This is a genomic window from Achromobacter sp. CSND-B12 (assembly GCF_052906545.1).
In genome coordinates this window covers 5,374,149-5,399,389 of sequence record NZ_JBREGJ010000001.1, presented here as the reverse complement: position 1 = coordinate 5,399,389, position 25,241 = coordinate 5,374,149, and the positions used below count along the sequence as shown (strand labels likewise).

General features: G+C 66.9%; 25 protein-coding genes. 4 read left to right on the top strand and 21 right to left on the bottom strand.

What is annotated here, in order from left to right:
* Positions 1-19: 19 nt before the first annotated feature.
* The 5 genes from ACUTAG_RS25430 to rpsP all read right to left on the bottom strand — a co-directional run bounded on the left by ACUTAG_RS25430 (position 20) and on the right by rpsP (position 3,642).
* Positions 20-772, bottom strand: a complete 753-nt coding sequence (locus tag ACUTAG_RS25430; RefSeq protein WP_054486059.1) for an ABC transporter substrate-binding protein — start codon at positions 770-772, stop codon at positions 20-22.
* Between the two features lie 90 nt (positions 773-862).
* The gene (locus ACUTAG_RS25425) at positions 863-1,540 is read right to left on the bottom strand and encodes a helix-turn-helix domain-containing protein (RefSeq protein WP_006387844.1); all 678 of its coding nucleotides are present in this window, start codon (positions 1,538-1,540) and stop codon (positions 863-865) included.
* Between the two features lie 335 nt (positions 1,541-1,875).
* The gene (trmD, locus tag ACUTAG_RS25420) at positions 1,876-2,694 is read right to left on the bottom strand and encodes a tRNA (guanosine(37)-N1)-methyltransferase TrmD (RefSeq protein WP_148316583.1); all 819 of its coding nucleotides are present in this window, start codon (positions 2,692-2,694) and stop codon (positions 1,876-1,878) included.
* Positions 2,694-3,314: a ribosome maturation factor RimM gene (rimM, locus tag ACUTAG_RS25415; RefSeq protein WP_054486061.1), complete on the bottom strand. Its 621-nt coding sequence runs from the start codon at positions 3,312-3,314 to the stop codon at positions 2,694-2,696. Before rimM ends, trmD begins: the two co-directional genes overlap by 1 nt.
* A gap of 67 nt (positions 3,315-3,381) precedes the next feature.
* On the bottom strand, positions 3,382-3,642 hold the full coding sequence (gene rpsP, locus ACUTAG_RS25410; protein ID WP_006387841.1) for a 30S ribosomal protein S16: 261 nt from the start codon (positions 3,640-3,642) through the stop codon (positions 3,382-3,384).
* A 498-nt stretch (positions 3,643-4,140) separates the two neighbouring features.
* Between rpsP and ACUTAG_RS25405 the strand changes: the two genes are divergently transcribed.
* Positions 4,141-4,722, top strand: a complete 582-nt coding sequence (locus ACUTAG_RS25405) for a hypothetical protein (RefSeq protein WP_006387840.1) — start codon at positions 4,141-4,143, stop codon at positions 4,720-4,722.
* Between the two features lie 77 nt (positions 4,723-4,799).
* Here ACUTAG_RS25405 and ACUTAG_RS25400 read toward each other — a convergent pair whose 3' ends face one another.
* The 7 genes from ACUTAG_RS25400 to panD form a co-directional block, all read right to left on the bottom strand.
* Positions 4,800-5,069 (bottom strand): sulfurtransferase TusA family protein, encoded by a 270-nt coding sequence (locus ACUTAG_RS25400; protein ID WP_054446191.1) that lies wholly within the window; start codon positions 5,067-5,069, stop codon positions 4,800-4,802.
* Positions 5,056-7,680, bottom strand: a complete 2,625-nt coding sequence (gene alaS / locus ACUTAG_RS25395) for an alanine--tRNA ligase (RefSeq protein ID WP_148316581.1) — start codon at positions 7,678-7,680, stop codon at positions 5,056-5,058. The genes ACUTAG_RS25400 and alaS overlap by 14 nt, the downstream gene beginning before the upstream one ends.
* 33 nt (positions 7,681-7,713) lie before the next feature.
* The gene (locus ACUTAG_RS25390; RefSeq protein WP_053500210.1) at positions 7,714-8,166 is read right to left on the bottom strand and encodes a TrbG/VirB9 family P-type conjugative transfer protein; all 453 of its coding nucleotides are present in this window, start codon (positions 8,164-8,166) and stop codon (positions 7,714-7,716) included.
* Positions 8,167-8,386: 220 nt separating this feature from the next.
* A complete protein-coding gene (locus tag ACUTAG_RS25385; RefSeq protein ID WP_006387836.1) occupies positions 8,387-9,727 on the bottom strand; it encodes an extracellular solute-binding protein in 1,341 nt (446 codons plus the stop codon).
* Positions 9,728-9,731: 4 nt separating this feature from the next.
* On the bottom strand, positions 9,732-10,988 hold the full coding sequence (locus ACUTAG_RS25380; RefSeq protein ID WP_024068339.1) for a D-amino acid dehydrogenase: 1,257 nt from the start codon (positions 10,986-10,988) through the stop codon (positions 9,732-9,734).
* 195 nt (positions 10,989-11,183) lie between these two features.
* Complete coding sequence (locus ACUTAG_RS25375) at positions 11,184-12,230, bottom strand: CDP-6-deoxy-delta-3,4-glucoseen reductase (RefSeq protein WP_006387834.1); 1,047 nt, start codon at positions 12,228-12,230, stop codon at positions 11,184-11,186.
* Positions 12,231-12,305: 75 nt separating this feature from the next.
* Complete coding sequence (gene panD, locus ACUTAG_RS25370; protein WP_006393954.1) at positions 12,306-12,674, bottom strand: aspartate 1-decarboxylase; 369 nt, start codon at positions 12,672-12,674, stop codon at positions 12,306-12,308.
* Positions 12,675-12,941: 267 nt separating this feature from the next.
* Between panD and sugE the strand changes: the two genes are divergently transcribed.
* Positions 12,942-13,259 carry a quaternary ammonium compound efflux SMR transporter SugE gene (sugE, locus tag ACUTAG_RS25365; protein ID WP_006387832.1) on the top strand — a complete coding sequence of 106 codons (318 nt, stop codon included), beginning with the start codon at positions 12,942-12,944 and terminating at the stop codon, positions 13,257-13,259.
* A 48-nt stretch (positions 13,260-13,307) separates the two neighbouring features.
* Here the strand turns inward: sugE and ACUTAG_RS25360 are convergent, their stop codons facing one another.
* From ACUTAG_RS25360 to ACUTAG_RS25335, 6 genes are all read right to left on the bottom strand, one after another.
* The gene (locus ACUTAG_RS25360; RefSeq protein WP_148316579.1) at positions 13,308-14,180 is read right to left on the bottom strand and encodes an MOSC domain-containing protein; all 873 of its coding nucleotides are present in this window, start codon (positions 14,178-14,180) and stop codon (positions 13,308-13,310) included.
* Positions 14,181-14,399: 219 nt separating this feature from the next.
* Positions 14,400-15,326, bottom strand: coding sequence for an ectoine hydroxylase (gene thpD / locus ACUTAG_RS25355; protein WP_020926915.1), 927 nt, complete (start codon positions 15,324-15,326; stop codon positions 14,400-14,402).
* 15 nt (positions 15,327-15,341) lie between these two features.
* Positions 15,342-15,746 (bottom strand): ectoine synthase, encoded by a 405-nt coding sequence (locus ACUTAG_RS25350; protein WP_006387829.1) that lies wholly within the window; start codon positions 15,744-15,746, stop codon positions 15,342-15,344.
* Positions 15,743-17,050: a diaminobutyrate--2-oxoglutarate transaminase gene (gene ectB, locus ACUTAG_RS25345; protein ID WP_020926914.1), complete on the bottom strand. Its 1,308-nt coding sequence runs from the start codon at positions 17,048-17,050 to the stop codon at positions 15,743-15,745. The genes ACUTAG_RS25350 and ectB overlap by 4 nt, the downstream gene beginning before the upstream one ends.
* Positions 17,051-17,170: 120 nt before the next feature.
* Complete coding sequence (gene ectA, locus ACUTAG_RS25340; RefSeq protein WP_045953051.1) at positions 17,171-17,731, bottom strand: diaminobutyrate acetyltransferase; 561 nt, start codon at positions 17,729-17,731, stop codon at positions 17,171-17,173.
* Complete coding sequence (locus ACUTAG_RS25335) at positions 17,728-18,276, bottom strand: MarR family winged helix-turn-helix transcriptional regulator (RefSeq protein WP_006387826.1); 549 nt, start codon at positions 18,274-18,276, stop codon at positions 17,728-17,730. The genes ectA and ACUTAG_RS25335 overlap by 4 nt, the downstream gene beginning before the upstream one ends.
* Positions 18,277-18,524: 248 nt before the next feature.
* Between ACUTAG_RS25335 and ACUTAG_RS25330 the strand changes: the two genes are divergently transcribed.
* Positions 18,525-19,472: a MurR/RpiR family transcriptional regulator gene (locus ACUTAG_RS25330; RefSeq protein ID WP_148316577.1), complete on the top strand. Its 948-nt coding sequence runs from the start codon at positions 18,525-18,527 to the stop codon at positions 19,470-19,472.
* A 79-nt stretch (positions 19,473-19,551) separates the two neighbouring features.
* Positions 19,552-20,892: an aspartate aminotransferase family protein gene (locus tag ACUTAG_RS25325; RefSeq protein ID WP_026383470.1), complete on the top strand. Its 1,341-nt coding sequence runs from the start codon at positions 19,552-19,554 to the stop codon at positions 20,890-20,892.
* Positions 20,893-20,899: 7 nt separating this feature from the next.
* Here the strand turns inward: ACUTAG_RS25325 and ACUTAG_RS25320 are convergent, their stop codons facing one another.
* The 3 genes from ACUTAG_RS25320 to parC form a co-directional block, all read right to left on the bottom strand.
* Positions 20,900-22,162: a DUF418 domain-containing protein gene (locus tag ACUTAG_RS25320; protein ID WP_148316575.1), complete on the bottom strand. Its 1,263-nt coding sequence runs from the start codon at positions 22,160-22,162 to the stop codon at positions 20,900-20,902.
* Positions 22,159-22,782, bottom strand: coding sequence for a TetR/AcrR family transcriptional regulator (locus ACUTAG_RS25315; protein WP_020926909.1), 624 nt, complete (start codon positions 22,780-22,782; stop codon positions 22,159-22,161). Before ACUTAG_RS25315 ends, ACUTAG_RS25320 begins: the two co-directional genes overlap by 4 nt.
* Positions 22,783-22,917: 135 nt before the next feature.
* The gene (gene parC, locus ACUTAG_RS25310; RefSeq protein ID WP_020926908.1) at positions 22,918-25,239 is read right to left on the bottom strand and encodes a DNA topoisomerase IV subunit A; all 2,322 of its coding nucleotides are present in this window, start codon (positions 25,237-25,239) and stop codon (positions 22,918-22,920) included.
* Positions 25,240-25,241: the final 2 nt, after the last annotated feature.

The following is a 25,241-nucleotide window of genomic DNA, read 5'->3' as shown; positions in this document are numbered from 1 at the left end:
TGCGCGCCAACCCGCGACATCAGCCGCCCAGCCCCCACTTCTTCAGGATCCGGTCGATGGCGCCATCGGCCTTGAGCTTGGCCAATGCCTTGTTGATACGTTCGAGCAAGGCGGTGTCGTCCTTGCGCGTGGCCAGTCCCAGGCTGCCCATGACGGTGGGCTGATAGGACTGCGCCATCTTCAGGTTGGGATAGTTGCCCTGGGTCAGGATGTAGGCGGCGATGGGATAGTCCATGAAACCGCCCTGGATGCGGCCGGCGTTGGCGTCGCGCATCATGTCCGGCGGATTGTCGTAGAGCTTCACCTCCTTGAACACGCCGCTCTTCTGGATCGGCTCGACGAAGGCGGTGCCCACCTGCACGCCGACCGTCATGCCCTTCATGTCGGCAAAGGACTTGTATTCCTTGTTATCGCTCTTGGGCACCATCAGGCCCTCGCCGTAGCGATAGACCGGCTCGGAAAAGCTCACCACCTGCTGGCGTTGCGGCGTGATGAACATGGCCGCCGAGACGATGTCGATGCGCTTGGAGGTCAGCGACCCGATCAGGGCGGAAAACGCCATGGGCTCGATCTGGACGTCGAAGCCGGCCTCCTTGCCGACCGCTTTCACGATATCGACCATCACCCCCTCGATGGAGTTGGTCTTGGTGTCGAGAAAGGTGAACGGACTGCCGGTGGGCGTGGACCCCACCTTCAATACCGTCTGGGCCTGCGCGGCCGTGGCCGTGGACAATGCTGCGAATACAGAGACAACCAGAGTCTTGAATTTCATGACATTTCCTCATCTTGGCAAAGAGTTCCGGGCAGCGCCCGGAAGGCGGATGATCCCCAGTGTCATCGCGCCGATTCACTGCCCGCGCGCTCACGGCGGCGGTTGCGTCCCATCCCCCGCGGCTTGATTGATATTCGAGATGGCCCAGATGACCTCGGTCACCTGCGAGCCGGGATTGCGCCAGCGACGCGGCGTGCTGCTGGCATAACAGAAGCTGTCGCCCTCCTTGAGCAGCACGACCCGGTCGCCCACCCACAACTCCAGCGCCCCCTTGAGCACCACGCCGATCTGCTCGCCCTGCCCGGTCACGAACAGCTCGTTGCCGGTCGAGCCGCCCGGCTCGATGGTGGCGCGGCACAGATCCATGCTGCGGCAGGCCGGCGGCGTGTACATCTCCTTGACGATGCCCTTCTCGCGCAAGTCGATGTAGCGGTGCGTGCCGGCGCGGGCCACGCGCCCGCCATCCTCGCCTTCGGTGTGTTCGGCATTGCGCAGCAGCGTATTGACCGAGACGCCGAACTCGCGCGCCAACTGATGCAGGGTCTTGACCGAGGCCGAGCTCAGGCCGCGCTCGATCTGGCTGAGCAGGCCCAGCGACATGCCGCAGGCCTGCGCCACGTCCGCCAGCGAGCGGCCGTGCTGCTTGCGCAGTTGGCGCAGCTGCTGGCCCAGCCACATGTCGACGGCCGATTCGGGCCGCCCCGGCGCCAGCGCCGGCTTGGACAGCGCCGCATCGTCATGCGCAGCGGAAGATGAGGATCGACTCATATGAAAATTTCATTTTTATGTAATTTTCAATACTAAGGAGCGAGACGGGCCGCTACAACCTAGGAGCATCCCTAGGCCGATCCAGTCTTGGAAAAAGGGAAAAAGCTTGCGGAGGGAAACCTGCCGAAGAACGGCAGCACGCAGGCCGACGCCTGGGAAGAAGGACAGACAGAGACCGGAGTCCCAGCATGAAAGCGGGATGCGCGCATCCGGGCGTAAGACCCGGGCGCGCGAACCGGGAAGACCCGCCCCACCGCGAAACAGGCAGAGATGCGCCCCGCCGGAACCGGCGGAGGGTACGTCCTGGCACGGACCCCGGAGATGCCTGCGCCGGCTCAGGAAGCCTTGGGCTTGCCGCCGCGGCGGCGCTTGGCGGGCAACGGCGGCAACGGCTCGCCGGCCAGCTCGGCCAGGAAGCGTTCGTCGGCCAGCGACAACCATCCCTGGGCGCGGGCCGACTCGATCAGCTCGGGGCGACGCGCAGCGGTCAGCGCCAGCGAGCGTTCCCGGCGCCAGCGCGAGATGTTGGCATGGTGGCCGCTGAGCAGCGGCGCCGGCACGGGTGCGCCCTCGTAGACTTCAGGACGCGTGTAATGCGGGCTGTCCAGCAGGCCGGACAGCGTGTCGTTGAAGGAGTCCTGCAACGCGGAGTCGCCGTCGTTCAGCACGCCCGGCAACAGGCGCACCGCGGCGTCAATGACGGCGAGCGCGGCGATTTCCCCGCCGGACAAGACGAAGTCGCCCAGCGAGATTTCCTGCGTGACGCAGCGCTCGATGAAGCGCTGGTCGACGCCTTCGTAGCGACCACAGATCAGGATCAGGCCGTCGCTGGCGGCCAGCGCCTCGGCGCCGGTCTGGTCGTAGCGCTTGCCCACGGGCGCGAGCAGCGCCACCGGGGCCGGCCCCAGGCCTTGGGCCGCGCGCGCCGCCTGGGCGGCATTGACGGCGGCCTCCAGCGGGGCCGCCATCATCACCATGCCAGGGCCGCCGCCATAGGGGCGGTCGTCCACGGTACGGTGAGGATCATTGGTGAAATCGCGCGGATTCCACGCATGCAGGGCCCACCGGCCCTGGGCGTGGGCCCGGCCGGTGACGCCCAGGTCACGCACCACCCCGAACATTTCGGGAAAGAGCGTCACGACGTCAATGCGCATCAGGGGAGATCCGCGGGCCAGTCGCTGTCGATGCGGCGCGCGGCCAGATCGACGGCATGGATATGCGCGCGCACGAACGGAACGAGCATTTCGGCGGGCTTTCCCTTGGAGGTCAGGACAGGTTCGGGACCATTGGCCCCGGCCTGCTGGCGCAAGACTTTCAAGACGGCGTGGGCGCCGTTGTCAAAGACTTCATCGACCACGCCAATGAGCGCAGCCTCGCCATCCGCCGTGGTGTACAGCGAACAACCAATGAGATCGACCCAGTAGTATTCGTCTTCTTCGGGCGCGGGGAAGGAGCCCCGCGGCGCCTGCACGGAAAAACCGCGCAGCGCTTCGGCCTGGTCGCGGTCGGCGATGCCCGCCAGCTGGGCCACCACGGTGGCGCCCTGCGAACGGACTTGCACGACCTTGTATGCGACAGGCGCAGACGCGACAGCGCCCCGCGCCAATTCAGGCACAGGGCGAGTCAACCACCATTGAGAAGCTGAGAGCAGCACTTCGGCATTGGCCGAATGCGGCTGCACCTTGACCCAGCCTTTCACACCGTAGGCCGCACTGATGCGACCCAGCTCGATCAAGTCCGCAGGCGCCGCGTTGGAATGTGCGGCATCAGACATGTATCGGGCTATCGGTTTCGTACAGCGTAGCTGGAAACTAGCAGGGTTCAGGCGTACGACGCGGGCATCAAGCCGCGGCGGAAACCTTGGCCGAGTAGTCCTTGACCAGACGCTCGACGGCCGGCGACAGCTGGGCGCCGTTGCTGGTCCAGTGCTGCACGCGATCCAGCGCGATGCGCAGGTTTTCGGCGCCTTCATTGCCGACGGGGTTGTAGAAACCCACGCGCTCGATGAAACGGCCGTCGCGACGGTTACGCGAATCGGTGGCCACCAGGTTGTAGAACGGACGCTTCTTGGACCCACCGCGGGCCAGGCGAATCACCACCATAGGTAATCCCTTGAATTAGTTGTGAAAAACGGGAAATTCTAGCACTTAAACAAGCCAGCTGGCAAATGCCCGTGCTGAATCTCGGAAGTCGCGGCGCGATTCATACGCGAAAACACCACATATGCACCACATACGGTATTCTACAAAATCAAAATACGGGCCGGAGCCCGCCGCAGACAGAGTGTAGCCCGTCACGGGCCGCTGTGCTGCGCGAGGGCGCACGAAAGTGGCCGGGCGGGGTTTCCACCCGGGATGCCCTGCCGGAACGGCGCCCTTTGCAAGTGCGTGTGAAGCATTTCCCCGATTGGAGAGATCGGAATGTCATCCTGCGCCACATCCGCAAGCCCGCCTCCCCCTGCCGCGCCGCAACGGCGCCGCCTTTCTCCGTCCTCGCGCCCCCTGCGCCCGCGCAAACGTCCGCGGTTTCGCAGCGGCTGACCGCGCCCCATTTCTCCCCAGTGTTTTTCCCAAACTTCCTCTACCGGAGGGTGCAACACCATGAAGAACCGTAAAACTGTCTTCACCCCTGTCGCGCGCCTGGCGGCCACAGGTTTGCTGGCGGGCCTGCTGGCGCTGCCGATGGCGGCCCAGGCCCGGGTGGTCGGCGCGGCGCTCACCACCGTCACCGGCAAGGTCACGGCGGTCGACCCCGCCAGCCGCACCATCACCCTGCAAGGCACCAATGGCAATGTAGTGGATGTGCAGGCCGGACCGAACGTGCGTAACTTCAAGCAAATCAAGCCGGGCGATTCGCTTACGCTGGACTATTACGAGTCGGTCGCCATCGACGTGCGCCGGGCAGGCTCCGGCGCACCGGAGGTGGTCACCGAGACCGCCGCCACGCGCAGCGCCAAGGGCGCCAAGCCAGGTGGCGCGATGGGCCGGCAGACCACCATCACCGCGGAAATCTGGCACATCAACAAGAGCGCCAACCTCGTGACATTGAAGGGTCCGCAAGGCGGCCTGCGCACGATCCAGGTACAGGACCCCGCCCTGCAGGCCCGGCTGGCGCAGCTCAAGGAAGGCGACCTGGTGGACTTCACCATCACGCAAGCGGTGGCGGCGGCGATCCACAAATAAGGCGCGGCGATCGCCAACAAAAAGGCCAGCCCGGGGAGAGGCTGGCCTTTTTCATGTATCGCGTCGCAATCGCCTAGCTAGCGGCGGCGCAGGAAATGCACGCCGTGGCCGTCCGCCTCATGCTGCGCGACCAGCACATTGCCGGTCTGGCGCGAGAACGCCTGGAAGTCGCGGATGGCGTTGCGGTCGGTGGTGACGACGCGCAGCACCTGCCCGCTTTCCATCTGCGCCAGGGCTTTCTTGGCGCGCAGGATGGGCAAGGGGCAGGTCAGGCCGCTGGCATCCACCTCCTGGTCGAAGGACGGCGCTGGCGCGCCGGACGCGTTGTCCATGTCAGAGGCGCTCATCGACCCACTTCTGCACGCTGGCGATCGCGGCGGGCAAGGCCGCGATGTCGGTGCCGCCACCCATGGCCATGTCCGGACGGCCGCCGCCCTTGCCGCCCACCTGGCTGGCGACGAAGCCCACCAGGTCGCCGGCCTTGATGCGGTTGGTCAGGTCGGCCGTGACGCCGCCGACGACGCTGATCTTGCCATCGGCCGAGCCGGTGGCCAGCAGCACCACGGCGGGCTTGAGGCGGTCCTTCAGGTTGTCGACCATGCCGCGCAGGGCCTTGGGATCGACGTCGCCGATGCTGGCGGCCAGCAGCTTGATGCCCTTGACCTCGACGGCCGCGGAGCTGGCCAGGTCGTTGCCGGCGCTGGCGGCGAGCTTGCTGCGCGATTGTTCCAGGTCTTTTTCGAGCTGCTTGACCTGGTCCTGCACCTGCGAGATGCGGGCGGGCAGGTCGGCGGGCGTGCTGCGCAGCATGCCGGCCACCTGGGCCAGCAAGGCGCTCTGGTTCTGTACCCAGGCCAGGGCGTTGTCGCCCGTGATGGCCTCGATACGGCGCACGCCGGCGGCCACGCCGCCTTCGGACACGATCTTGAACAGGCCGATGTCGCCGGTGCGGCCGACGTGGGTGCCGCCGCACAGTTCGCGCGAGAAGCCGATGTCGAGCACGCGCACGGTGTCGCCGTACTTTTCGCCGAACAGCGCCATGGCGCCGCCCTTGACGGCGTCATCGTAGGCCATGACCTGGGCCACGGTGGGCTGGTTGGCGAGGATTTCGGCGTTGACGATGGCCTCGACGCGGGCGATCTGCTCGGCCGTCAGGGGCGCGTCCTGGGCGAAGTCGAAACGGGTCTTGTCGGGGTCGACCAGCGAGCCGCGCTGCTGCACGTGCGCGCCCAGCACCTGGCGCAGGGCCTTGTGCATCAGGTGGGTGGCGGAGTGGTTGCGCACGGTGCGGGCGCGGCGCACCGCGTCCACGCGCGCCAGCACGGTGTCGCCGACCGCCAGCTTGCCCTCTTCCAGCGTGCCGTGATGGCCGAACACGCCGGACTGGATCTTGAGCGTATCGCCCACGGCGAAGCGCACGCCGGCGGCTTCGAGCAGGCCGGTGTCGCCGACCTGGCCGCCGGACTCGGCGTAGAACGGGGTGGCGTCCAGCACCACCACGGCGCTCTGGCCGGCCTGGACCTGTTGCACCTGGGTGCCGTCGACATACAGGGCCGTGACCTTGACGTTGTCGAGTTCGAGCTTTTCGTAGCCCTCGAAGCGCGTTTCCGCGCCTTCGTAGCTCAGGCCCTCGGCCATCTTGAACTTGCCGGCCGCGCGGGCCTGGTCGCGCTGGCGTTCCATGGCGACCTCGAAGCCGGCCATGTCGACGTCGACTTCGCGTTCGCGGCAGATGTCGGCGGTCAGGTCCACGGGGAAGCCGTAGGTGTCGTACAGCGTGAACAGCGTGGTGCCGTCCAGCTGGCCGCCCTTGGGCACGTTGGCCAGCGCGCCGTCGAGGATGCGCATGCCGTGTTCCAGCGTTTCGCCGAAGCGTTCTTCTTCCTGCTTGAGCACCTGCGCCACGCGCTCGGCGGTGGCGGCCAGTTCGGGATAGGCTTCGCCCATCTCGGCGACCAGGTCGGGCACCAGGCGGTGGAAGAACGGCTTGGTCTGGCCCAGCTTGTAGCCGTGGCGCAGCGCGCGGCGAACGATGCGGCGCAGCACGTAGCCGCGGCCTTCGTTGCTGGGAATGACGCCGTCGACGATCAGGAACGAGCAGGCGCGGATGTGGTCGGCAATGACCTTGAGGGAATTGTTTTCCAGGTCATTGACGCCGGTTTCGCGCGCGGCGGCGGCGATCAGGTTCTGGAACAGGTCGATTTCGTAATTGGAGTGGACGTGCTGCAGCACGGCCGCGATGCGCTCCAGGCCCATGCCGGTATCGACACAGGGACGCGGCAGGCGCGGCATGTTGCCGGCGGCGTCGCGCTCGAACTGCATGAACACCAGGTTCCAGATCTCGATGTAGCGGTCGCCGTCTTCCTCGGGCGATCCCGGGGGGCCGCCCCAGATCTCGGGGCCGTGGTCGTAGAAGATTTCCGAGCACGGGCCGCAGGGGCCAGTGTCGGCCATCTGCCAGAAGTTGTCCGACGCGTAGCGCGCGCCCTTGTTGTCGCCGATGCGGATGATGCGCTCGGCCGGCACGCCGACTTCCTTGGCCCAGATGTCATAGGCCTCGTCGTCTTCCTGGTAGACGGTGACCCAGAGCTTCTCGGCCGGCAGCTTGTAGACCTGCGTCAGCAGTTCCCAGGCGTACTGAATGGCATCGCGCTTGAAGTAATCGCCGAAGCTGAAATTGCCCAGCATTTCGAAGAACGTATGGTGGCGGGCGGTGTAGCCCACGTTCTCCAGGTCGTTGTGCTTGCCGCCGGCGCGCACGCTGCGCTGCGACGACGTGGCACGCGTGTACGACCGCGATTCCTTGCCCGTGAAGACGTCCTTGAACTGGACCATGCCCGAATTGGTGAAAAGCAGGGTCGGATCGTTGCCCGGCACGAGCGACGACGAAGGAACGATGGTGTGTCCCTTGGACTTGAAGAATTGCAGGAACTGCTGGCGAATCTCGGAGGATTTCATCGTGGATGAAGCAGGATTTAGGCGAATCGTTGATTATAGAGGGTTGTCGGCGCCTTGCACCCTGGGGGACATCCCGGCGGACGCATCGCCATCCGCCGCGCCTTGATCGAGCCCCCCTGCCGGGGCGCGCCGCGCCCGGGCAAGCAGCCTGCCGCCACGAAACCACAAGCTATCCCAGTTGCCGGCCAGCACCACGTAGGGATCGCGGCGCACGTAGGGAACGACCCGCTCGCCATCGGCGTCCACGCCGAAGATGGCGGGTATCGCCTGGCCCGGCGCGAACTGCAGCCAGGTCTCCCGGCCATCGTCGAACACCTGCATCGGCGCGACCGCGGGATCGCCCGACAACAGCCAATCGAAACGGAACCCCGGCACGGCGACGCCGGATGCCCGCCAACCGGCCCCTGCCATCGGCGCCGCGCCGGGCGTCCATGCGCAACCGGCCAGGCTCGACAGCGCGCCGGCGAGAAAGAGGATTCGTACCATGTGCCCCACCATCCCAGGAACGGCGACCCGGGAACGGATCGCACCACGCCGGGCATGGTGAACCCCTGCGGGCCGGAAAGGCAGACCGGCATGTACGCATGGATCGAATCGCCCTCCTCCCGACGCGGCAAGGACGCGGGCAAGAAAAAAGCCCGGTTCGAAAACCGGGCTTGCGGGCGCTGCCGGACGGCGCGCGGGCGCCGGGCCGGCTGGCGCGGCCTCAGCGCTGCGTGGCGATGCTGCGCGCCTGGCTAGCGGCGTTGTTCAGGGCCGCCACCGGCGGCGTCTTGCCTTCCAGCGCATCGTTGAGCTGCTGGTTGAATACCGGCTCGATGCGATCGTAGTTGGCCATGCGGAAGCCGCGGCTGTTGGCGACCGGGCGGTTGCTCATGGAAGCCACCACCGCCTGGGCCCCGGGGATGCTCTTGTAGAACGACACGTCGGAGGCGCGGAAAGCGGCCTCGGTCAGCGGCAGGTAGCCGGTGCGCTGGTGCCATTCGGCCGCGATGACGGGCTTGGACAGCCAGGCCAGGAATTGCGCCGTGGCCTTTTCCTCGTCCTTGGGACGGCCTTCCAGCGCCCACAGCGCCGAACCGCTCACGAACGGCTGGCCGCCGTTCTGGGTGACCTGGTCATAGTAAGGCAGCGGGGCCACGCCGAACGCCAGCGACTTGGTGTTCAGGAACTGGCCGAACGAACCCGAGGAGCCGGTCAGCACGGCGCACTCGCCCTTGGCGAACAGCTTGTCGGCGCTGTTGTCGGCGGTGTGCGCCATGAACAGCAGCGAACGCTTCCAGCTGACCATCAGCGAAATGTGGCGCATGTAGAGCGTGTCGAACTGCATCGCCGGCGCCGCGCTCTTCTTGGTGACCGCGTCCAGGCCGTTGTTGTTGCTGGTGTACTGCTGGTTGTTCACCGGCGCCAGGTTTTCCAGGTGGACCGTGACCTGATCGCTGGAGGCATAGGGACAGTCGAGGTCGGCCACGTCGCGCAGCTTGAGCAGCTCGCCCTGCAGGGCGGTCCAGGTGCGGGCGGGCTTGTTGGGATCGAGGCCGGCCTTCTTGTAGGCGGCGGTGTTGTAGAACATCACCGGCACTTCGGCCATCCAGGGGAACGCCAGCAGGCGGCCCTTGCCGTCGCGCACGAAGCTGCTGGTGGCCGGCACGAACCAGTTCAGGTCCTTGACCGGATACTTGGCCAGCAGGTCGTACATCGGCAGGATCGCCTTGTGCTCGGCCACCACTTCCGGCGAGTGGTTGTCGTTCAGCTGCACCAGGTTGGGGGCCTTCTTGGCCTTGACCGCGGCGGTGGCTTCCTGCTGCAGCTGCGCCTGCGAGGCGAAGGCGCGCAGGGTCACTTTGACCTGGTCCTGTTCCTTGTTGTACTGCTTGGCCAGTTTCTCGAACTCGGCCTTGTTGGCGTCCGGCAGCGTGTGCCAGACCTGGATTTCGACGGGTGCGGCGTGGACCGCGCCCGCGACCGCCATGGCGGCGCCAAACACCCATGTGCGCCGGCTGGCGAACATCGCGCGGGCAATGCCCGCCAATTGCAATTTCTTCATAGGTTCATAGACCAAGAAAAGGGAATTCCGGTTCTGGACGGCGTCCGCTCAGCAGATCGGCCAGTGCCCGGCCCGAGCCGACGCCCATCGTCCAGCCGAGAGTACCGTGTCCGGTATTGATATACAAATTGGGGATACGGCTACGGCCGATGATGGGCACGTTCGAGGGAGTGGACGGGCGCAGGCCCGACCAATAGCTGACGCGCTCGAAATCGAGCGCGTCGGGAAAGAGTTCGCGGGCGAGCCGCGTCATGGCTTCGCAGCGGCCGGTGTTCAGGCCGCGCGAATAGCCGGACAGCTCGGCGGTGCCGGCCATGCGCAGGCGGTCGCCGAGCCGCGAAAACACCACCTTGTGGCTGCTGTCGGTCAGGCTGACCGTGGGCGCGGCGCCCGGTTGCAGGACCGGGAAGGTCGCCGAATAGCCCTTGGCCGGATAGACATTGCACGGAATGCCGAGCGGGCGCAGCAGCGAGGGGCTGAAACTGCCCATGGCCACCACGTAGGCGTCGGCGGCCAGGGCGCCGTAGCGGCCATCGGGTTCGATCAGTTCGACGCCGCTGACCGCGCCGGCCTCGGTGATGAGCCGGGTGACGCGGGTGCTGTAGCGGAATTCGACGCCGGCGCGCGCGCAGCGCTCGGCCAGCGCGACGGTGAACAGGTGCACGTCGCCGCTCTCGTCCTCGGGCGTGTAGTCGCCGCCGACGATGGTGTTGCGATGCGGCGCCAAGGCCGGTTCGATGGCGATGACCTCGTCCGTCGACACGACGCGGCGCTCCACGCCGAAGTCGCGCATCAGGCCGGCGGCGCGCTGCGAGTTCTCGAATTCGTGTTGATCGCGGTAGAAATTCAGGATGCCGCGCTCGAGGTGATCGTATTCGATGCCCAGCTCGGCGCGCATGCCGCGCAGCGTGGCGCGGCTGTATTCGGCCATGCGCACCATGGCGCGGATGTTCGGCGCCAGCCGGCCCGGCAGGCATTCGCGCAGGAAGGCCAGGCCCCACATCCACTGGCGCAGGTCCAGCTGCGGACGGAACAACAGCGGCGCGTCGTCCTGGAACATCCATTTGAGCAGCTTCAGGGGCGCCTGCGGATTGGCCCAGGGCTCCGCATAGGAGACCGAGATCTGCGCGCCGTTGGCAAGGCTGGTCTCCTGGGCGGGTCCGGTGCAGCGGTCGATGACCACGACGTCGTGGCCGGCCTGGCTCAGCCACCAGGCGCTGGAGATTCCGATGATGCCGCTACCCAATACCGCTACTTTCATGCCCGCATTGCTCCCTGCGTACCCGCGGGCCCTGCGGACACGATGTCCGCCCCCCCGCGGCAAGCCGCTGCCAAGATGACACCGCAGTTTACCCCGGCGCCCCGCCCTCGCCTACGCCCGCCGCCATCAAAAAAAGGGGAGGAATCCGCCGATGCCGGATCCCTCCCCTTCGCGTTGCGCGCGGCCTGATATCGGTCAAGTCGCGGCTTTCGCCAGATCGGCCTCGGACGTGAAGGCGTCCGCATAGAATTCCTCGGGCGGCAGGCCGCACTGGGCGCTGAATTCGCGCCGGGCGGCGTCCACCATCGGCGGCGCGCCGCAGGCGTAGACCTGGTGGCCCGACATGTCGGGGATGTCCTGCAGCACGGCCTCGTGGACGAAACCGTCACGGCCGCTCCAGCCGTCTTCCTCGAGCGCGTTCGACACCACCGGCACGTAGCGGAAGTCCGGCAGGTCACGGGCCCACGACTGCGCCAGCGCGTCCATGTACAGATCGCGCGGGCGACGACCGCCCCAGTACAGCGCGACCGGACGGCGGATGTTCTTGTGGATCATGTGCTCGACGATGGCCTTCACGGGCGCAAAGCCCGTGCCGCTGGCCAGCAGGATGATCGGCTTGTCGCTGTCTTCGCGCAGGAAGAACGAACCGAACGGCCCTTCCAGCCGCAGGATCTCGCGTTCCTTCATCTGCGTGTCGCCGGCGCCGAACACGTGGTCGGTGAACACCCCGCCCGGCAGGTGACGGATGTGCAGTTCCAGCGGGCTGCCGGTGTGCGGCGCGCCAGCCATGGAATAGCTGCGGCGGCGGCCGTCCTTGAGGATGATCTCGATGTACTGGCCGGCGTAGTAGCGGAATTGCTCCGAGGCGGGCAATTGCAGCTTGAGCACGGTCACGTCCGGCGCCGCCTTTTCCATCGTCTGCACGCGCGAAGGCAGCTTGCGGATCTGGATGTCGCTGGCCAGGCGCACTTCGGTGGACTCGACCACCATGTCGGAGGCGGGCCGGGCCTGACAGAACAGGGTGTAGCCGTCGGCCAGCTCCTCGGGCGAGAGGATCTGCGCGGGGTACTGGCCGGCGTCGAACTCCCCGGACACCACTTTGCCCTTGCAGGTGGAGCAGGCGCCGTTGCGGCAGCTGTAGGGCAGCACGATGCCCGCGGCCAGGGCGCCGTCGAGCACGGTCTGGCCGGGCTCGACCGGGAATTGATGCTTGCTGGGTTGGATGATGACCTGGAAGCTCATGATGAAACGTATCAGGGGGATCAGGGTTGACGGCGCCCATGGGACACACCCCACGGCACGCCGCCCGGCCCGGCCTCAGGCCGGGAACTTGCGGATTTCCTTGACGCGGTTGGCGTCGTCCACCAGCACGACCTGCGGCTTGTGGGTGGCGGATTGCTCTTCGGACATCGGCCCGTAGGTGCAGATGATCATCAGGTCGCCGACCTGCGCCCGGCGCGCGGCCGCGCCATTGAGCGAAATGATGCCGCTGCCGCGGGCCGCCTTGATGATGTAGGTGTCGAAGCGTTCGCCGTTGTTGATGTTGTAGAGCTCGATGCGTTCGAACTCGCGCATGCCGGCGGCGTCCAGCAGGTCTTCGTCGATGCCGCAAGACCCTTCGTAGTGCAGGTCGGCTTCGGTGACCGTGACGCGGTGCAGCTTTGCCCGCAGCATGATGCGTTGCATGATGGAAATATCCTGGTTTCGCGTGCCGGAACGCGAAGTGATGCGATGAATGTGAAACACCCGCGGATGGCGCGCACCTGCGGGCATGCAGCCGAACGGCACCCGGTTTTGCCGTCGGAAGCCGGTATTCTATAATTTTTGCCGCGACGGGACGGCCCGTTGCTGCGCTGGCCGCGACATGGCGGCATTTGCCATCGGCAACGACGGCATTGGCCATTGCCGCAAGCGCATCAATCCGGGGACGACCCCTCTCAAGTAGGAGTCGTCATGACCTGGATCATCCTTGTACTGGCCGGCCTGTTCGAAATCGTCTGGGCCGTCGGCCTCAAATATACCCATGGGTTCACGCGCCTGATGCCGTCGCTCGTCACCGTCGGCGGCATGCTCATCAGCTTCTGGCTGCTGGCGCTGGCCATGAAGACGCTGCCGCTGGGCACCGCCTACGCGGTGTGGGTCGGCATCGGCACCGTCGGCGCCTTCGTGGCCGGCATCATCCTGTTCGATGAATCCATCAGCTGGCTGCGCATCGCCAGCGTGGCGCTGATCGTCGTGGGCCTGATCGGCCTGAAGCTGTCGTCGGCCTGATCGACGGCCGGATACCGCCGCCCCGGCCGCGCGCCGGGGCGCGGCGGGCTAGAAATCCAGTTCGATGTCGACCGCGTCGCCCACCTTCAGGCGGGCGCCGGCCGGCGCATCGACGATGGCGTTCTGGCCAAACACCACCCCGATCTCCAGGTTGCGGTAGCCCGCCAGCGTGCGGCCCGGCTCGTCGTGCTGCACGGCGGTGCGCTGATCGATGTCGGGAATCGAGCAGCGCGTGCACGGCTTGACGAACGCCATGCTGACCGCGCCCGTGGTGATCATGGCGGTATGGTCTTCCTCGAAGGCCTCCCACTCGCCCTGCACCACGATATTGGGCCGGAACCGGTCCATCGGCACCGGCGCCACGCCCTTGGCCCGCAGGCGCGCGTTCAGGTCATCGAGCGATGCCTGGTTCGCCACCAGCAGGGGGAAGCCGTCGGCAAAGCCGAAGAAGTGATCTCCCCCGAACGTCTGCGCCAGATCTGGATGGCTTTCGGCCCACTTGTCCACCCATTCCGGCTTGGCGGGCCGCGTCGCGCCGGCGTCGACCTTGTACAGGCGGCAAGGCGTCTTGAGGAAATCCGAACACCACTGCGCCGCGGCCTCGCTTTCGCGGCGCGCGTCGAGCGTGTCCTTCCAGACGCCCACGCTTTCGACGCCGGGTTGCAGCGCCGAGCCGTCCAGCGGCACGTCCAGGTCGGGCATGCCGGGCGCCGAAAGCCGCAAGGCATCGGCCGTGAGCGCCGTGCGGATCAGGGCCATGGCCGCCCATTGACGCTGCGTCATGAAATGGCCGTCCGCCCCAACCAGCATCCAGCGGCGGTCGTGGGCCAACCCGGCGCGGTCCACCGGCGACTCGGACAGGTTGATACCGGCACAGGATTTGACGGGGTAGATATGCAGGCTGAGGATGCGGGCGGACATGATGCGACTTCCGGCAGGGAAAGACGGCAGAGCATAGCGGAACGACGAAAAAAAGCCCAGGCCGAAAGGCCTGGGCTGCGGCGCATGCAAGCGGCGCGGGCGTTCTTTCCCTCACGGGAAAGCGCGCAGCGGGAACGGCATGGGTCGCCCCCGCGCGCGGCCGGTCAGGCCACGCCCCGACCAGCGCCGGCAAGCATTCGCCGCGGACAACGTGCCGCGTTAGCTGCCGACCAGCTTCAACGTATCGAGCGGCGTGACCGCCTTGAACGCCTTGCGCGTGGCGATGTGCTCGGGTCGCGGGGTCAGGCCGTACTTGGGCGGCTCCAGCGTGTTTTCCATGCTGTTGTAGACCATGAACACGTTGGCGCGCGGCCACGGCGAAATGTTGCTGTTGGAGCCGTGCATCGTGTTGCAATCGAAGAACACCACCGAGCCGGCCTTGGCCGTCATGGTGCGGATGCCGCCCTGCTCGACCAGCAATTGCAGGCTGACCGGATCCGGCACGCCGTACTCCTGCTTCTTGAGGGACTGCTTGTAGTGGTCGTTGGGCGTTTCGCCGACGCACGAGATGAACTGCCGGTGCGAACCCGGCACCAGCATCAGCGGGCCGTTGCAATCATTGTTCTCGGTCAGCAGCACCGAGCAGCTGAGCGCGCGCATCGACGGCATGCCATCTTCCACGTGCCAGGTCTCGAAGTCGGAGTGCCAGTAGAACTCCTTGCCCTTGAAGCCGGGCTTCATGTTGGCGCGGGACTGGTGGATGTAGACCTCGGACCCCAGGATCTGGCGCGCCACATTGACCAGCCGCGGGTCGCGCACCAGGCGCGCCAGCACGGGGTTCAGGACGTGCACCATGAAAATGGAGCGCACGGCGTTGCTGCCGGGCTCGGTGATCGACTCCTCGCGGCGCACGATCGACGGGTCGCGGGTCATGCGCTCGACCTCGGCCGACAGCGCCCGCACTTCGGCTTCGGAGAACACGTCCTCCAGTAGCAGGAAACCATCGCGCTCATAGCTGCCGATCTGCTCGCCGCTCAGGGCGTCGGCATACTTGCCTTCTCCATAGACCACCGGATCCTGGCGAGAAATGATGGCGGAACTTCGATCCGTACGGGAGGCGTACGGATCCTGCGCAGGTGAGATCATGCGAACCTCCTTGTATCAGGCCGCTTGGGCTTCGGCTTCAGGCAGGGCGTAGACGCCCTCTTTGTCGTGCACTTCCTGGCCGGTCAGCGGCGGGTTGAAGACGCAGATGACGCGCAGCGGCTCCTTGCCGCCGCACAGCCAATGCTCGTCGTGCTCGTTCAGCGCGTAGACCACGCCCGGGCCGAGTTCATACTTCTTGCCGTCGGCAATCGTCTCGATGGAGCCGTCGCCCTCGATGCACCACACCGCCTCCAGGTGATTCTTGTAGTGGATGTGGGTGCGACCGCCCGGGAAGATGGTGGTCTCGTGGAAGGAAAAGCCCATGCCGTCCTTCTTGAGCAGCACGCGGCGGCTGACCCAGGTATCGGTGCGGACTTCGTCGGCGGTGCCGATCACATCTTTGACATTGCGTACGATCATTGACGTTTTCCTCCAAATTTCAGGATGCGGGCGGACTGCCCCTCTTCGGCCAGCGCGTCGGCCACGCTGGCCTCGATCACTTCCAGGCCCTTGGACAGCAGGTCTTCCTCGATGGTCAGGGCCGGCAGCAGCTTGAGCACTTCGTCGTGCGCGCCCGAGGTCTCGATGACCACGCCGCGCTTGAAGGCGTTGGCGGCGATGCGGTTGGACAGCGCCGGGGTGGCGTTGCTCACCAGGCCCTGAATCAGGCCGCGGCCACGCACCGACAGGCCGGCGTTGGGATAGCTGTGCACCAGGTTTTCCAGCCAGTCGCGCACCAGGCGCTCCTTGCGCTGGATCTCGGCGGTGAACGCGGTGTTGGTCCAGTAGGTTTCCAGCGCCTGGGTGGCGGTGACGAAGGCCAGGTTGTTGCCACGGAAAGTGCCGCTATGGGCGCCGGGCTTCCAGACGTCCAGCTCGGGCTTCATCAGCACCAGCGACATCGGCAGGCCGAAGCCCGACAGCGACTTGGACAGCGTGATGATGTCCGGGCGGATGCCGGCGGCCTCGAAGCTGAAGAAGGTGCCGGTGCGGCCGCAGCCGACCTGGATATCGTCCACGATCAGCAGCATGTCGTGGCGCTTGCAGAGTTTGTCCAGTTCCTTGAGCCAGCGCAGGGTGGCGACATTGACGCCGCCCTCGCCCTGCACCGTCTCGACGATGACGGCGGCGGGCTTGTCCATGCCGCTGCTGGGATCTTCCAGCATGCGTTCCAGGTAGGCCATGGTGTCCACGTCCGGGCCGAAGTAGCCGTCATAGGGCATGAAAGTGGTGTTGGCCAGCGGGTAGCCGGAGGCGTCGCGGAACTTCATGTTGGCGGTGACCGCCAGCGAGCCGCCGCTGACGCCGTGAAAGCCGTGCGTGAAGGAGATCACATTGGGACGCCCCTTCACCTGGCGCGCGATCTTGAGCGCCGCCTCGACCGCATTGGTGCCGGTGGGGCCGGTGAACTGCAGGGTGTATTGCCAGTTGCGCGGCTTGAGCAGCACGCGGTCGACCGCCTCGAGGAAGCTTTTCTTGGCGCTGGTGGCCATGTCCAGGCCATGCACCACGCCGTCCGCCTGCACGTACTCGAGCAGCTTTTCCTTGAAGATGGGATTGTTGTGACCGTAGTTCAACGTGCCTGCGCCGCTGAAGAAATCGATGTACTCGCCACCGTCCTCATCCACCAGCGTCGAACCCCTGGCCTGGCTGAAGATCACGGGAAACGACCGGATATAGCCTCGTACTTCCGACTCCATCCGGTCAAAGATTTTCAAGTCCATGTGATTAATCCTCCCTTTCATCTCATAAGTTGACAGACGGCCAGATCCCTTCCGCATGCGCGCCGGGCGCATCCGGATGCGTCAAAGCCATCCCGGTTTTCGACAGGACCGCGTTGCCGCCTAGGGGGCGGGCAGGGTGAACGGGCCTATCCTCAACAACATCTCGTCGTCATGGTCCGCGCCGCCGAAAAGCTGCCGATCGAAGAACGGCTGCTCGGAGACGTGGGCGCCCAGCTCGCTGGCCAGGCCGGCGAAGGTGCGGCGCGAGGCCTGGTTGTCAGGCGCCACCGTGGTTTCAAGATGACGAACATGCACGAGCCCCTCGCGTTGCAAGAGCGCCCGGAGCATGGCGCGGCCTAACCGTTGGCCGCGTGCGCGGGTGTGCACGGCGACCTGCCAGACGAACAACACGTCGGGCCTGTCGGCAAGCACGTAAGCGGAGATAAATCCATCGATGCGTCCTCCGGCGCTTTCGGCCAGGACGCAGGTGCCGCGGTTGTGCTCGCACAGGAGCAGGTACGCGTACAGGGAATTGAGGTCGAGTGGCGGGCACTCGGAAATGAGCTGGTGGATCGCGGCGCCGTCCTTGCGGCGGGGCTCACGCAACAGATGCGTTTTGTTGCCCGCCGCCGGCGCCACGGCACTTGAGGTCGTAGGGTCGTTCAGTTCGTTTGCTCTCATACAACCAATCCTGATTCGGGAGGCGCGCCACCCGTGGGCACCTCGAGGATGGGCGACGAGACGTCGCCCTGGGTTTCCGTCGCCACCCCACTCTCTTCTTCCATGAGCGCGACGATGCGCTCGAGCGACAGGGTGATGGTGGCCTGCTCCAGCTCCGGCAACGCGTTGAGCGCGTCGGCCAGGTGCTTCTGCAGCGGCGACGGCGCCTGCTGCGCGACTTCGCGGCCGGCATCGGTGGCCGTCACGAAGACGATGCGGCGATCTTCGCGGCCGCGCTCGCGGCGGATCAGGCCCTTGTCTTCCAGGCGGTCGAGAATGCCGACGACCGTGCTGGGGCTGACGTGGATCTCGCGGCTGATCGCCGTGGCCGTCAGCGGCCCGTTCGCAATGACCGTGCGCAGGCACATCAGCTGCGGCGCGGTAATGTGGCTCACCGCGGACAGCTGGCGCGAATGCAACGCGATGGATCGCGTGATCCGGCGCAGCGCCCGCAGGATGCGCAGGTCGTATTGCTGCGCGGGGTCGGTTACGGTCTGTTTATTCATGACTGAATTAGTTCAGCTAAATTGATTTCTATACGAATGATATGGGTGACCCATCCCCGTGTCAAACCGGATTGACCCTCATTTTGTAATCATTTCCGCGCAATCCGCCGTCAAGTCGCCGGGGCGTTCCAGGGAAACGCCGGCGTTACGATTTGCCAGAGTTGTTCTACATTCCGCAAATAAAACATCTGTTTTTCTTTTTGCCAAGACGGATGTAGCATTTGTTTTATCTCTCCTTCCCTGCTGCCATGATCGCGCCTCTGCAAGACCATCTGCGCCACCTCAGCGCCACGCTGCCCGCCGAGTTGCAGCGCGCCGCCCAATGGGTGCTGGCCAACCCCGCCGAAGTGGGGCTTTGGTCGATGCGGCGGCAGGCGCAGGCGGTGGGCGTATCGCCCGCCACCATGCTGCGGCTGGCGCGCGCCGCGGGCCACGACAGCTATGAGGCCTTCCGCGCCCCGTTCCAGCGCGCGCTGGCCGGCGCCGCCGAGGATGGTCTGCGTGAGCGCGCGGCGCGCCTGCAAGCCTCGCACGCCCGGCAGTCCGGCGGCCCCGGGCAGGACGCGCTGACGCAATGGCAGACAGCCGCCCTGGCCTCGATCCGGCAGGTCAACGACGCCGCCGCTTTGGACGCCGCCGTCGACACCATGCTGCGGGCCCGCCAGGTCGGCTTCCTGGGCACGCGCTCCGCTTTCGGCATCGCCTTCCAGATGCGCTATGCCTACCACCTGCTGCGCCGCAACGGCATCCTGATCGATGGCCTGGGCGGCGCGTCGGCCGAAGATGCCGACAGCCTGCAGGCGGGCGATGCGCTGGTAGTGGTGTCGCAAGCCCCCTACCCCAGCACCACCGTGCGCCTGACGGCCCAGATCGCCGCCCGCGGTGTCACCGTGCTGGCGCTGACCGACAGCCCCACCAGCCCAGTGGCCCGGGCCGCTCGCCATGTATTGCATTTTGCCCGCCCCGCCGAGGCCGGCGCGGACGCATCGGCGCCGCGCGGCCCCGCCTCGTTCTTCCACAGCACCGCGGGCCTGCTGGGCCTGGCCGAGCACCTGATCGCGCGGCTCGCGGCCCGTGGCGGCGACGAGGTGCTGCAACGACTGACCGAGATCGAAACACGATTGCGGGACGAAGGCGCCTATTGGAAGGAGCCGGCGCCGCGGGGCGGCCGCAACCGCGCTCCGGTCCCTGATTGAACGCGCCCGCGCCCCGCGCTCACGCCAGCCCCGACATTTCACGCCCCTTGCCAACGTTCCCGTCCCGGAGTCCCTCGCCATGACCAGCACCCGAGTCCTTCATCGTTCCCTGCGCAGCACGCCCCCGGTCGCGGTCCGCGGCCAGGGCGTGTGGCTCTATGACCAGCAGGGCCGCGCCTACCTGGATGGCTCCGGCGGCGCGGCGGTCTCGTGCCTGGGCCACAACCATCCCGACGTGCAGGCCGCGATGCATGCGCAGATCGACGCGCTGGCCTACGCCCACACCAGTTTCTTCACCACCGAGGTGGCCGAAAGGCTGGCGGCGACGCTGGTCGCGGACGCGCCCGCCGGCACCTCGCACGCCTACTTCGTCTCTGGCGGCTCGGAAGCCATCGAGGCCGCGCTGAAGATGGCGCGCCAGTACTACGTCGAGATCGGCCAGCCGCAGCGCCGCCATATCGTCGCGCGGCGCCAGAGCTATCACGGCAACACGCTGGGCGCGCTGGCGGTCGGCGGCAACGCCTGGCGCCGGGCGCAGTTCGCGCCATTGCTGATCGACGTGGCCCACGTTGCGCCCTGCTACGCCTATCGCGACCGCCACGACGGCGAAACCGACGATCAGTACGCCGAACGCCTGGCGCAGGAATTGGAGCAGACCTTTCAGCGCCTCGGCCCCGACAGCGTGATGGCCTTCGTCGCCGAGCCGGTGGTGGGCGCGACCTCGGGCGCGGTGACCGCGGTGCCGGGCTACTTCCGCCGCATCCGCGAAGTCTGCGATCGCCATGGCGTGCTGTTGATCGCCGACGAGGTGATGTGCGGCATGGGCCGCACCGGCACGCTCTACGCGGTCGAGCAGGAAGGCATCACGCCCGACCTGATCACCATCGCCAAGGGCCTGGGCGGCGGCTACCAGCCGATCGGCGCGGTCATGGCGCAAGAGCGCATCGTGCAGGCGATGCAGCAAGGCAGCGGCTTCTTCCAGCACGGTCACACCTACCTGGGCCACGCCACCGCGTGCGCGGCCTCGTTGGCGGTACAGGAGGTGATCAAACGCGACCATCTGCTGGCGCGCGTGCGCACCCAGGGCGACGGCTTGCGCCAGCGCTTGCAGCAAGCCCTGGGCGAGCACCCGCACGTCGGCGACATCCGCGGCCGCGGCCTGTTCATGGGCGTGGAACTGGTGCGCGACCGCGCCAGCAAGGCGACCTTCGATCCGGCGCTGTCGCTGCATGCGCGCATCAAGCGCGAAGCCATGGCGCGCGGCCTGATGGTCTATCCGATGGGCGGCACCATCGACGGCCGCCACGGCGACCACGTGCTGCTGGCCCCGCCCTTCATCATCTCCGACGACGAACTGGACCAACTGACCGAGCGCCTGGCCGGCGCCATCGACGCCGCCATCGCTGGCGGCGGCGCCTGACGCCGCGCTAGCTTCCCTGTTCCGCCGCCACGCGGCGCCAGGCGGGCCAGGCGCCGATGGTCAACGCGCGCAGCAGCCACTCGACCGGGCCGTAGGCATGGCGGCGCAGCCACCATGCCGACAGCGGCAACTGCGCCACAAAGATGGCCACCGCTATCAGCACTCCCGCCCCGGGCGAAACACTGCCCGACAGCCGCAGCCCCCACGCCTTGAAGATCAAGGCGCAAAGCAACGATTGCATCAGGTAATTGGTCAGCGCCATGCGGCCCGCCGGCGCCAGGCAGCGCGCCAGCCAGGCTCCCGGCCGCGTGCGCATCGCCAGCAGGAAGGCGGCGGCGTATGACATGCTCAGCAACGGCGCGGTGAACAGATCCATCGCCAGGCCCGGCGTCTCCCACAGGGCGCTCATCGCAGGCAGCGCGCTGGTCGCATAGGCGGCGGATCCCGCCAGTCCGGGCAAGGCCCCCAGCGCGCACAGCAGCCACAGCACGCGCGGCTGGCGCCATGGATCGGCCAGCGCCTGCCGGCGCCCCAGGGCATATCCGACCAGGAACATCGCGAAAACGAAGGGGCCCTGCACCAGCAGGATGACACCCCAGATACTGGAGGTCAGTTCGTACCAGTGCCGCGCGATAGTGGTGCCGATGGTGCCGCGGTAGGCCGCCAGCGCCGCCTGCGCGTCGGCCACGTAGGCGTCGGCGCCAGAACGGCTCAGGGCTTCGGTGCCGGCGGGGTCCAGCAGGCTAAGGCCGGCCAATAGCGCCCAGGCCAGCGACACCAGCCCGATCAGCCACAACGCCAGGCGCAAGGCGCGGCCCGGCGCCATGCCGCGAACGGCCATCAGGGCGAGCCCCAGCAGCGCGTAGGTCAACAGGATGTCGCCCTGGTAGAACAGCACGGCGTGCGCCAGGCCCAACGCCGCCAGCCCTGCCAGGCGGCGCAGGAAGCGCGGCGCGAAGGCCGCGCCGCCGCGCTCGGCGGCGGCCATCTGCAAGGTGAAGCTATAGCCGAACAGGAACGAGAACAGCAGGTAGAACTTGGTTTCGAAAAGCCACGCCACCAGCCACCGCACGGCCAGATCCGCCCGGCTCGAAAACGCCGGATCGGCGATGCCGTTGGCATAGAACGGCGAGGCGAATACGCCGATGTTGACGACCAGGATGCCAAGCAAGGCGAAGCCGCGCAAAGCATCGACCTGCGCCAGCCGCGGCGGCGCCATCGCGACGCCGCCGGTGGCGTCATTGGCGATGCTGCCGTGGGCGGCGCTCATGGCCGCTCTCCCGCCGCGCCGGGCGCCGGCGGCAGGCACCCCAGCAACGCCGCGTCAAGCAAGCGGCCGCCCGCCGCCGCGTCGAATTGCGGATCGACCACGGACCGGCTGTAGATCCCATCCAGCAGCAGCAACAGCATGTCGGCCATTTCCGCCACCGGCCGCGGCATTGCGGTTTGCGGCAGGTTGCGCCACACGGCCGCCAGCAGCGCCGAAAGCGACGCCTTGCGTTCGTCCTCGTTGGCCATGACCAGCGCGTGCACCCGAGGATTGCGCACCGCCTCCGCCAGGATCTCCATGCCCAGACGGGCAAAGCCCGGATCACGGTATTGCGCCAGGTTCTCGTCGATCCAGCCGATCAAGGCGGCACGCGCGTCGGCCGCCGGAGGATCCGCCTGCCGGCGTTCGCGCAATGTGTCGGTATCCGAGGCGATCAGCGCCTCGATGATCTCGGCCTTGCTGGCGTAGTAGTGGAACAGGTTGCCGGGACTCATCCCGGCGCGTGCGCAGATCTGCGCGGTCGAGGTGGCGTGGAAACCATTTTCCGCGAAGCACTCGGCGGCCGCGGCCAGTATCTGGCGGCGCCGCTCCAGTTGCCGGGCGGGATCGATCTTGCGCATGCGGCTGACGGAGAATTATTTAATAGACTGATTGATCTATCTATTAAATATCACGCCACGTGCGACGGTCAAGCCAAGGGATGAAAAAACGGCGGACCCGAGGGTCCGCCGTTGATGGCCGCGCCCGCCGGCAGGTCAGCCCAGCACCGGCGACAGCAGCGGCTGCTTGGGCCGCACGTCCAGCGCCCGTCCCTTGCGGGCGCGCTTGCCGACGTACACGGCCAGCGCCGCGCCCGCCAGGATGTCCTCGGTGTGCTTGTTGCGGTAGATGCCCGCCGCGCGCAGGCCGAGCGCGCCGATCGGCACGGTCTGGTCCAGCTTGTCGGCGCCGTCCAGCCCCATCAGGATGGTGCCGCGCCCGCCGCCGGACAACGATTTGACCTCGTCCAGCCCGAACACCAGGAACTTGCCCTTCTGCGACAGCAGCGCCAGTTGCGTGGCGCCCTCGAACAGCGGCACCGGACGCAACAGTTCGTCGCCCGCCTCCAGCGTGATGAACTGCTTGCCGGCGCGCTGGCGGCTGGTCATGTCCGACAGCTTGGCGGCAAAGCCATAGCCGCCGCGCGTGGCCAGCAGCCAGCGGCTGTCGGCCGCCGCCGCGATGGTGTGGACGATGCGGGTGCCGCTTTCCAGGTCGATCATGGTGGTGACCGGCTGGCCGTCGCCACGCGCCGAAGGCAGCCCGGCCACCGGCACCGAGTAGACACGGCCGTTGTCGCCCATGGCGATCAGCGTGTCGGTGGTGCGGCATTCAAAGGCGCCATAGAGATCGTCGCCCTGCTTGAAGCCGAACTGCGAGGCATCGTGGCCGTGGCCCTGGCGGGCGCGCAGCCAGCCCTTCTGCGACACGATCACGGTGACCGGTTCGTCCAGCACCTTGGTTTCGAGCACGGCGCGCTCGGCGGTCTCGATCAGGGTGCGGCGGTCGTCGCCATATTGCTTGGCGTCGGCCTCGATTTCCTTGATGAGCAAGCGCTTGAGGGTGTTGGGATTATCCAGCAGTTCCTGCAGCGCGACCTGCTCCTTGCGCTTGTCCTCGAGCTCCTGCTCGATCTTGAAGCCTTCCAGGCGCGCCAGCTGGCGCAGGCGCATTTCCAGGATGTCCTCGGCCTGCCGGTCGGACAGGTTGAAGCGCTCCATCAATGCCGCCCGCGGCTCGTCCGATTCGCGGATGGTCTGGATCACTTCGTCCACGTTCAGGTAGACCACCATGCGGCCTTCCAGCACGTGGATGCGGTCGATGACCTTGTCCAGACGGAAGCGGGTGCGGCGCAGCACGGTATTGGTGCGGAACGCCAGCCATTCGGTCAGGATGTCGCGCAGGCCCTTCTGGCGCGGACGGCCGTCGGTGCCAATGCAGACCAGGTTGACCGAGGCGCTGCTTTCCATGCTGGTCTGCGCCAGCAGGGTGTTGACGAACTCGTCGCGGTCGACGCGCGAGGTTTTGGGTTCGAACACCAGGCGCACGGCGGCGTCCTTGCCGGATTCGTCGCGCACCGCGTCCAGCAGGTTCAGCATCACGGCCTTGGCCTGCGTCTGCTCGGGCGTCAGGCTCTTCTTGCCGCTCTTGACCTTGGGGTTGGTAATTTCCTCGATTTCTTCGAGCACCTTCTGGCACGAGGTGCCGGGCGGCAGCTCGGTGACCACCAGTTGCCACTGGCCGCGCGCCATTTCCTCGAACTGCCAGCGCGCCCGCACCTTGAGCGAGCCGCGCCCGCCGGCGTAGATCTGCGCGATGTCGGCGGCCGGCGTGATGATCTGGCCGCCGCCAGCGAAGTCCGGGCCGGGGATCATGCCGAACAGCTCGGCGTCCGGCAGTTGCGGCTGCTTGATCAGCGCCACGCAGGCCTGTGCCACTTCGCGCAGGTTGTGCGGCGGGATTTCGGTGGCCATGCCGACCGCGATGCCGGAAGCGCCGTTCAGCAGCATCACCGGCAGGCGCGCCGGCAGCATCTGCGGCTCTTGCTGGCTGCCGTCGTAGTTGGGCACGAAATCGACCGTGCCTTCGTCCAGTTCGTCCAGCAGCAGCTTGGCGATCGGCGTCAGGCGCGCCTCGGTGTAGCGCATCGCCGCGGCGTTGTCGCCGTCGCGCGAACCGAAGTTGCCCTGGCCGTCGATCAGCGGATAGCGCAGGGAGAAGTCCTGCGCCATGCGCACCATGGCGTCATAGGCCGCCTGGTCGCCGTGCGGGTGGTATTTGCCCAGCACGTCGCCGACGACGCGCGCGGACTTGACCGGCTTGGCGCCGGCCGCAAGGCCCATGGCCTGCATGGCGAACAGGATACGGCGCTGCACGGGCTTCTGCCCGTCGCCGACGTCGGGCAGGGCCCGACCCCGCACCACGGACACTGCATAGTCCAGATAGGCCTGTTCGGCATAGCGCGCCAGGGTGATGGCGGCATCGCCGCCCCCGTCGGGCGCGGCGTCGAACAAACCTTGTTGATTGCTGTCGGTCATGA

Bases quoted from the DNA above. Each gene is read 5' to 3' on its own strand.
- ACUTAG_RS25330 (WP_148316577.1), top strand. From the start codon at position 18,525: ATGATCGCGCCTCTGCAAGACCATCTGCGCCACCTCAGCGCCACGCTG.
- thpD (WP_020926915.1), bottom strand. From the start codon at position 15,326: ATGATCTCACCTGCGCAGGATCCGTACGCCTCCCGTACGGATCGAAGT.
- ACUTAG_RS25425 (WP_006387844.1), bottom strand. From the start codon at position 1,540: ATGAGTCGATCCTCATCTTCCGCTGCGCATGACGATGCGGCGCTGTCC.
- ACUTAG_RS25400 (WP_054446191.1), bottom strand. From the start codon at position 5,069: ATGAGCGCCTCTGACATGGACAACGCGTCCGGCGCGCCAGCGCCGTCC.
- ACUTAG_RS25350 (WP_006387829.1), bottom strand. From the start codon at position 15,746: ATGATCGTACGCAATGTCAAAGATGTGATCGGCACCGCCGACGAAGTC.
- ACUTAG_RS25360 (WP_148316579.1), bottom strand. From the start codon at position 14,180: ATGTCCGCCCGCATCCTCAGCCTGCATATCTACCCCGTCAAATCCTGT.
- ACUTAG_RS25380 (WP_024068339.1), bottom strand. From the start codon at position 10,988: ATGAAAGTAGCGGTATTGGGTAGCGGCATCATCGGAATCTCCAGCGCC.
- panD (WP_006393954.1), bottom strand. From the start codon at position 12,674: ATGCAACGCATCATGCTGCGGGCAAAGCTGCACCGCGTCACGGTCACC.
- ACUTAG_RS25335 (WP_006387826.1), bottom strand. From the start codon at position 18,276: ATGAATAAACAGACCGTAACCGACCCCGCGCAGCAATACGACCTGCGC.
- trmD (WP_148316583.1), bottom strand. From the start codon at position 2,694: ATGCGCATTGACGTCGTGACGCTCTTTCCCGAAATGTTCGGGGTGGTG.
- parC (WP_020926908.1), bottom strand. From the start codon at position 25,239: ATGACCGACAGCAATCAACAAGGTTTGTTCGACGCCGCGCCCGACGGG.
- ACUTAG_RS25385 (WP_006387836.1), bottom strand. From the start codon at position 9,727: ATGAAGAAATTGCAATTGGCGGGCATTGCCCGCGCGATGTTCGCCAGC.
- ACUTAG_RS25325 (WP_026383470.1), top strand. From the start codon at position 19,552: ATGACCAGCACCCGAGTCCTTCATCGTTCCCTGCGCAGCACGCCCCCG.
- ACUTAG_RS25315 (WP_020926909.1), bottom strand. From the start codon at position 22,782: ATGCGCAAGATCGATCCCGCCCGGCAACTGGAGCGGCGCCGCCAGATA.
- ectA (WP_045953051.1), bottom strand. From the start codon at position 17,731: ATGAGAGCAAACGAACTGAACGACCCTACGACCTCAAGTGCCGTGGCG.
- rimM (WP_054486061.1), bottom strand. From the start codon at position 3,314: ATGTCTGATGCCGCACATTCCAACGCGGCGCCTGCGGACTTGATCGAG.
- ectB (WP_020926914.1), bottom strand. From the start codon at position 17,050: ATGGACTTGAAAATCTTTGACCGGATGGAGTCGGAAGTACGAGGCTAT.
- ACUTAG_RS25430 (WP_054486059.1), bottom strand. From the start codon at position 772: ATGAAATTCAAGACTCTGGTTGTCTCTGTATTCGCAGCATTGTCCACG.
- ACUTAG_RS25390 (WP_053500210.1), bottom strand. From the start codon at position 8,166: ATGGTACGAATCCTCTTTCTCGCCGGCGCGCTGTCGAGCCTGGCCGGT.
- alaS (WP_148316581.1), bottom strand. From the start codon at position 7,680: ATGAAATCCTCCGAGATTCGCCAGCAGTTCCTGCAATTCTTCAAGTCC.
- ACUTAG_RS25375 (WP_006387834.1), bottom strand. From the start codon at position 12,230: ATGAGCTTCCAGGTCATCATCCAACCCAGCAAGCATCAATTCCCGGTC.
- rpsP (WP_006387841.1), bottom strand. From the start codon at position 3,642: ATGGTGGTGATTCGCCTGGCCCGCGGTGGGTCCAAGAAGCGTCCGTTC.
- sugE (WP_006387832.1), top strand. From the start codon at position 12,942: ATGACCTGGATCATCCTTGTACTGGCCGGCCTGTTCGAAATCGTCTGG.
- ACUTAG_RS25320 (WP_148316575.1), bottom strand. From the start codon at position 22,162: ATGAGCGCCGCCCACGGCAGCATCGCCAATGACGCCACCGGCGGCGTC.
- ACUTAG_RS25405 (WP_006387840.1), top strand. From the start codon at position 4,141: ATGAAGAACCGTAAAACTGTCTTCACCCCTGTCGCGCGCCTGGCGGCC.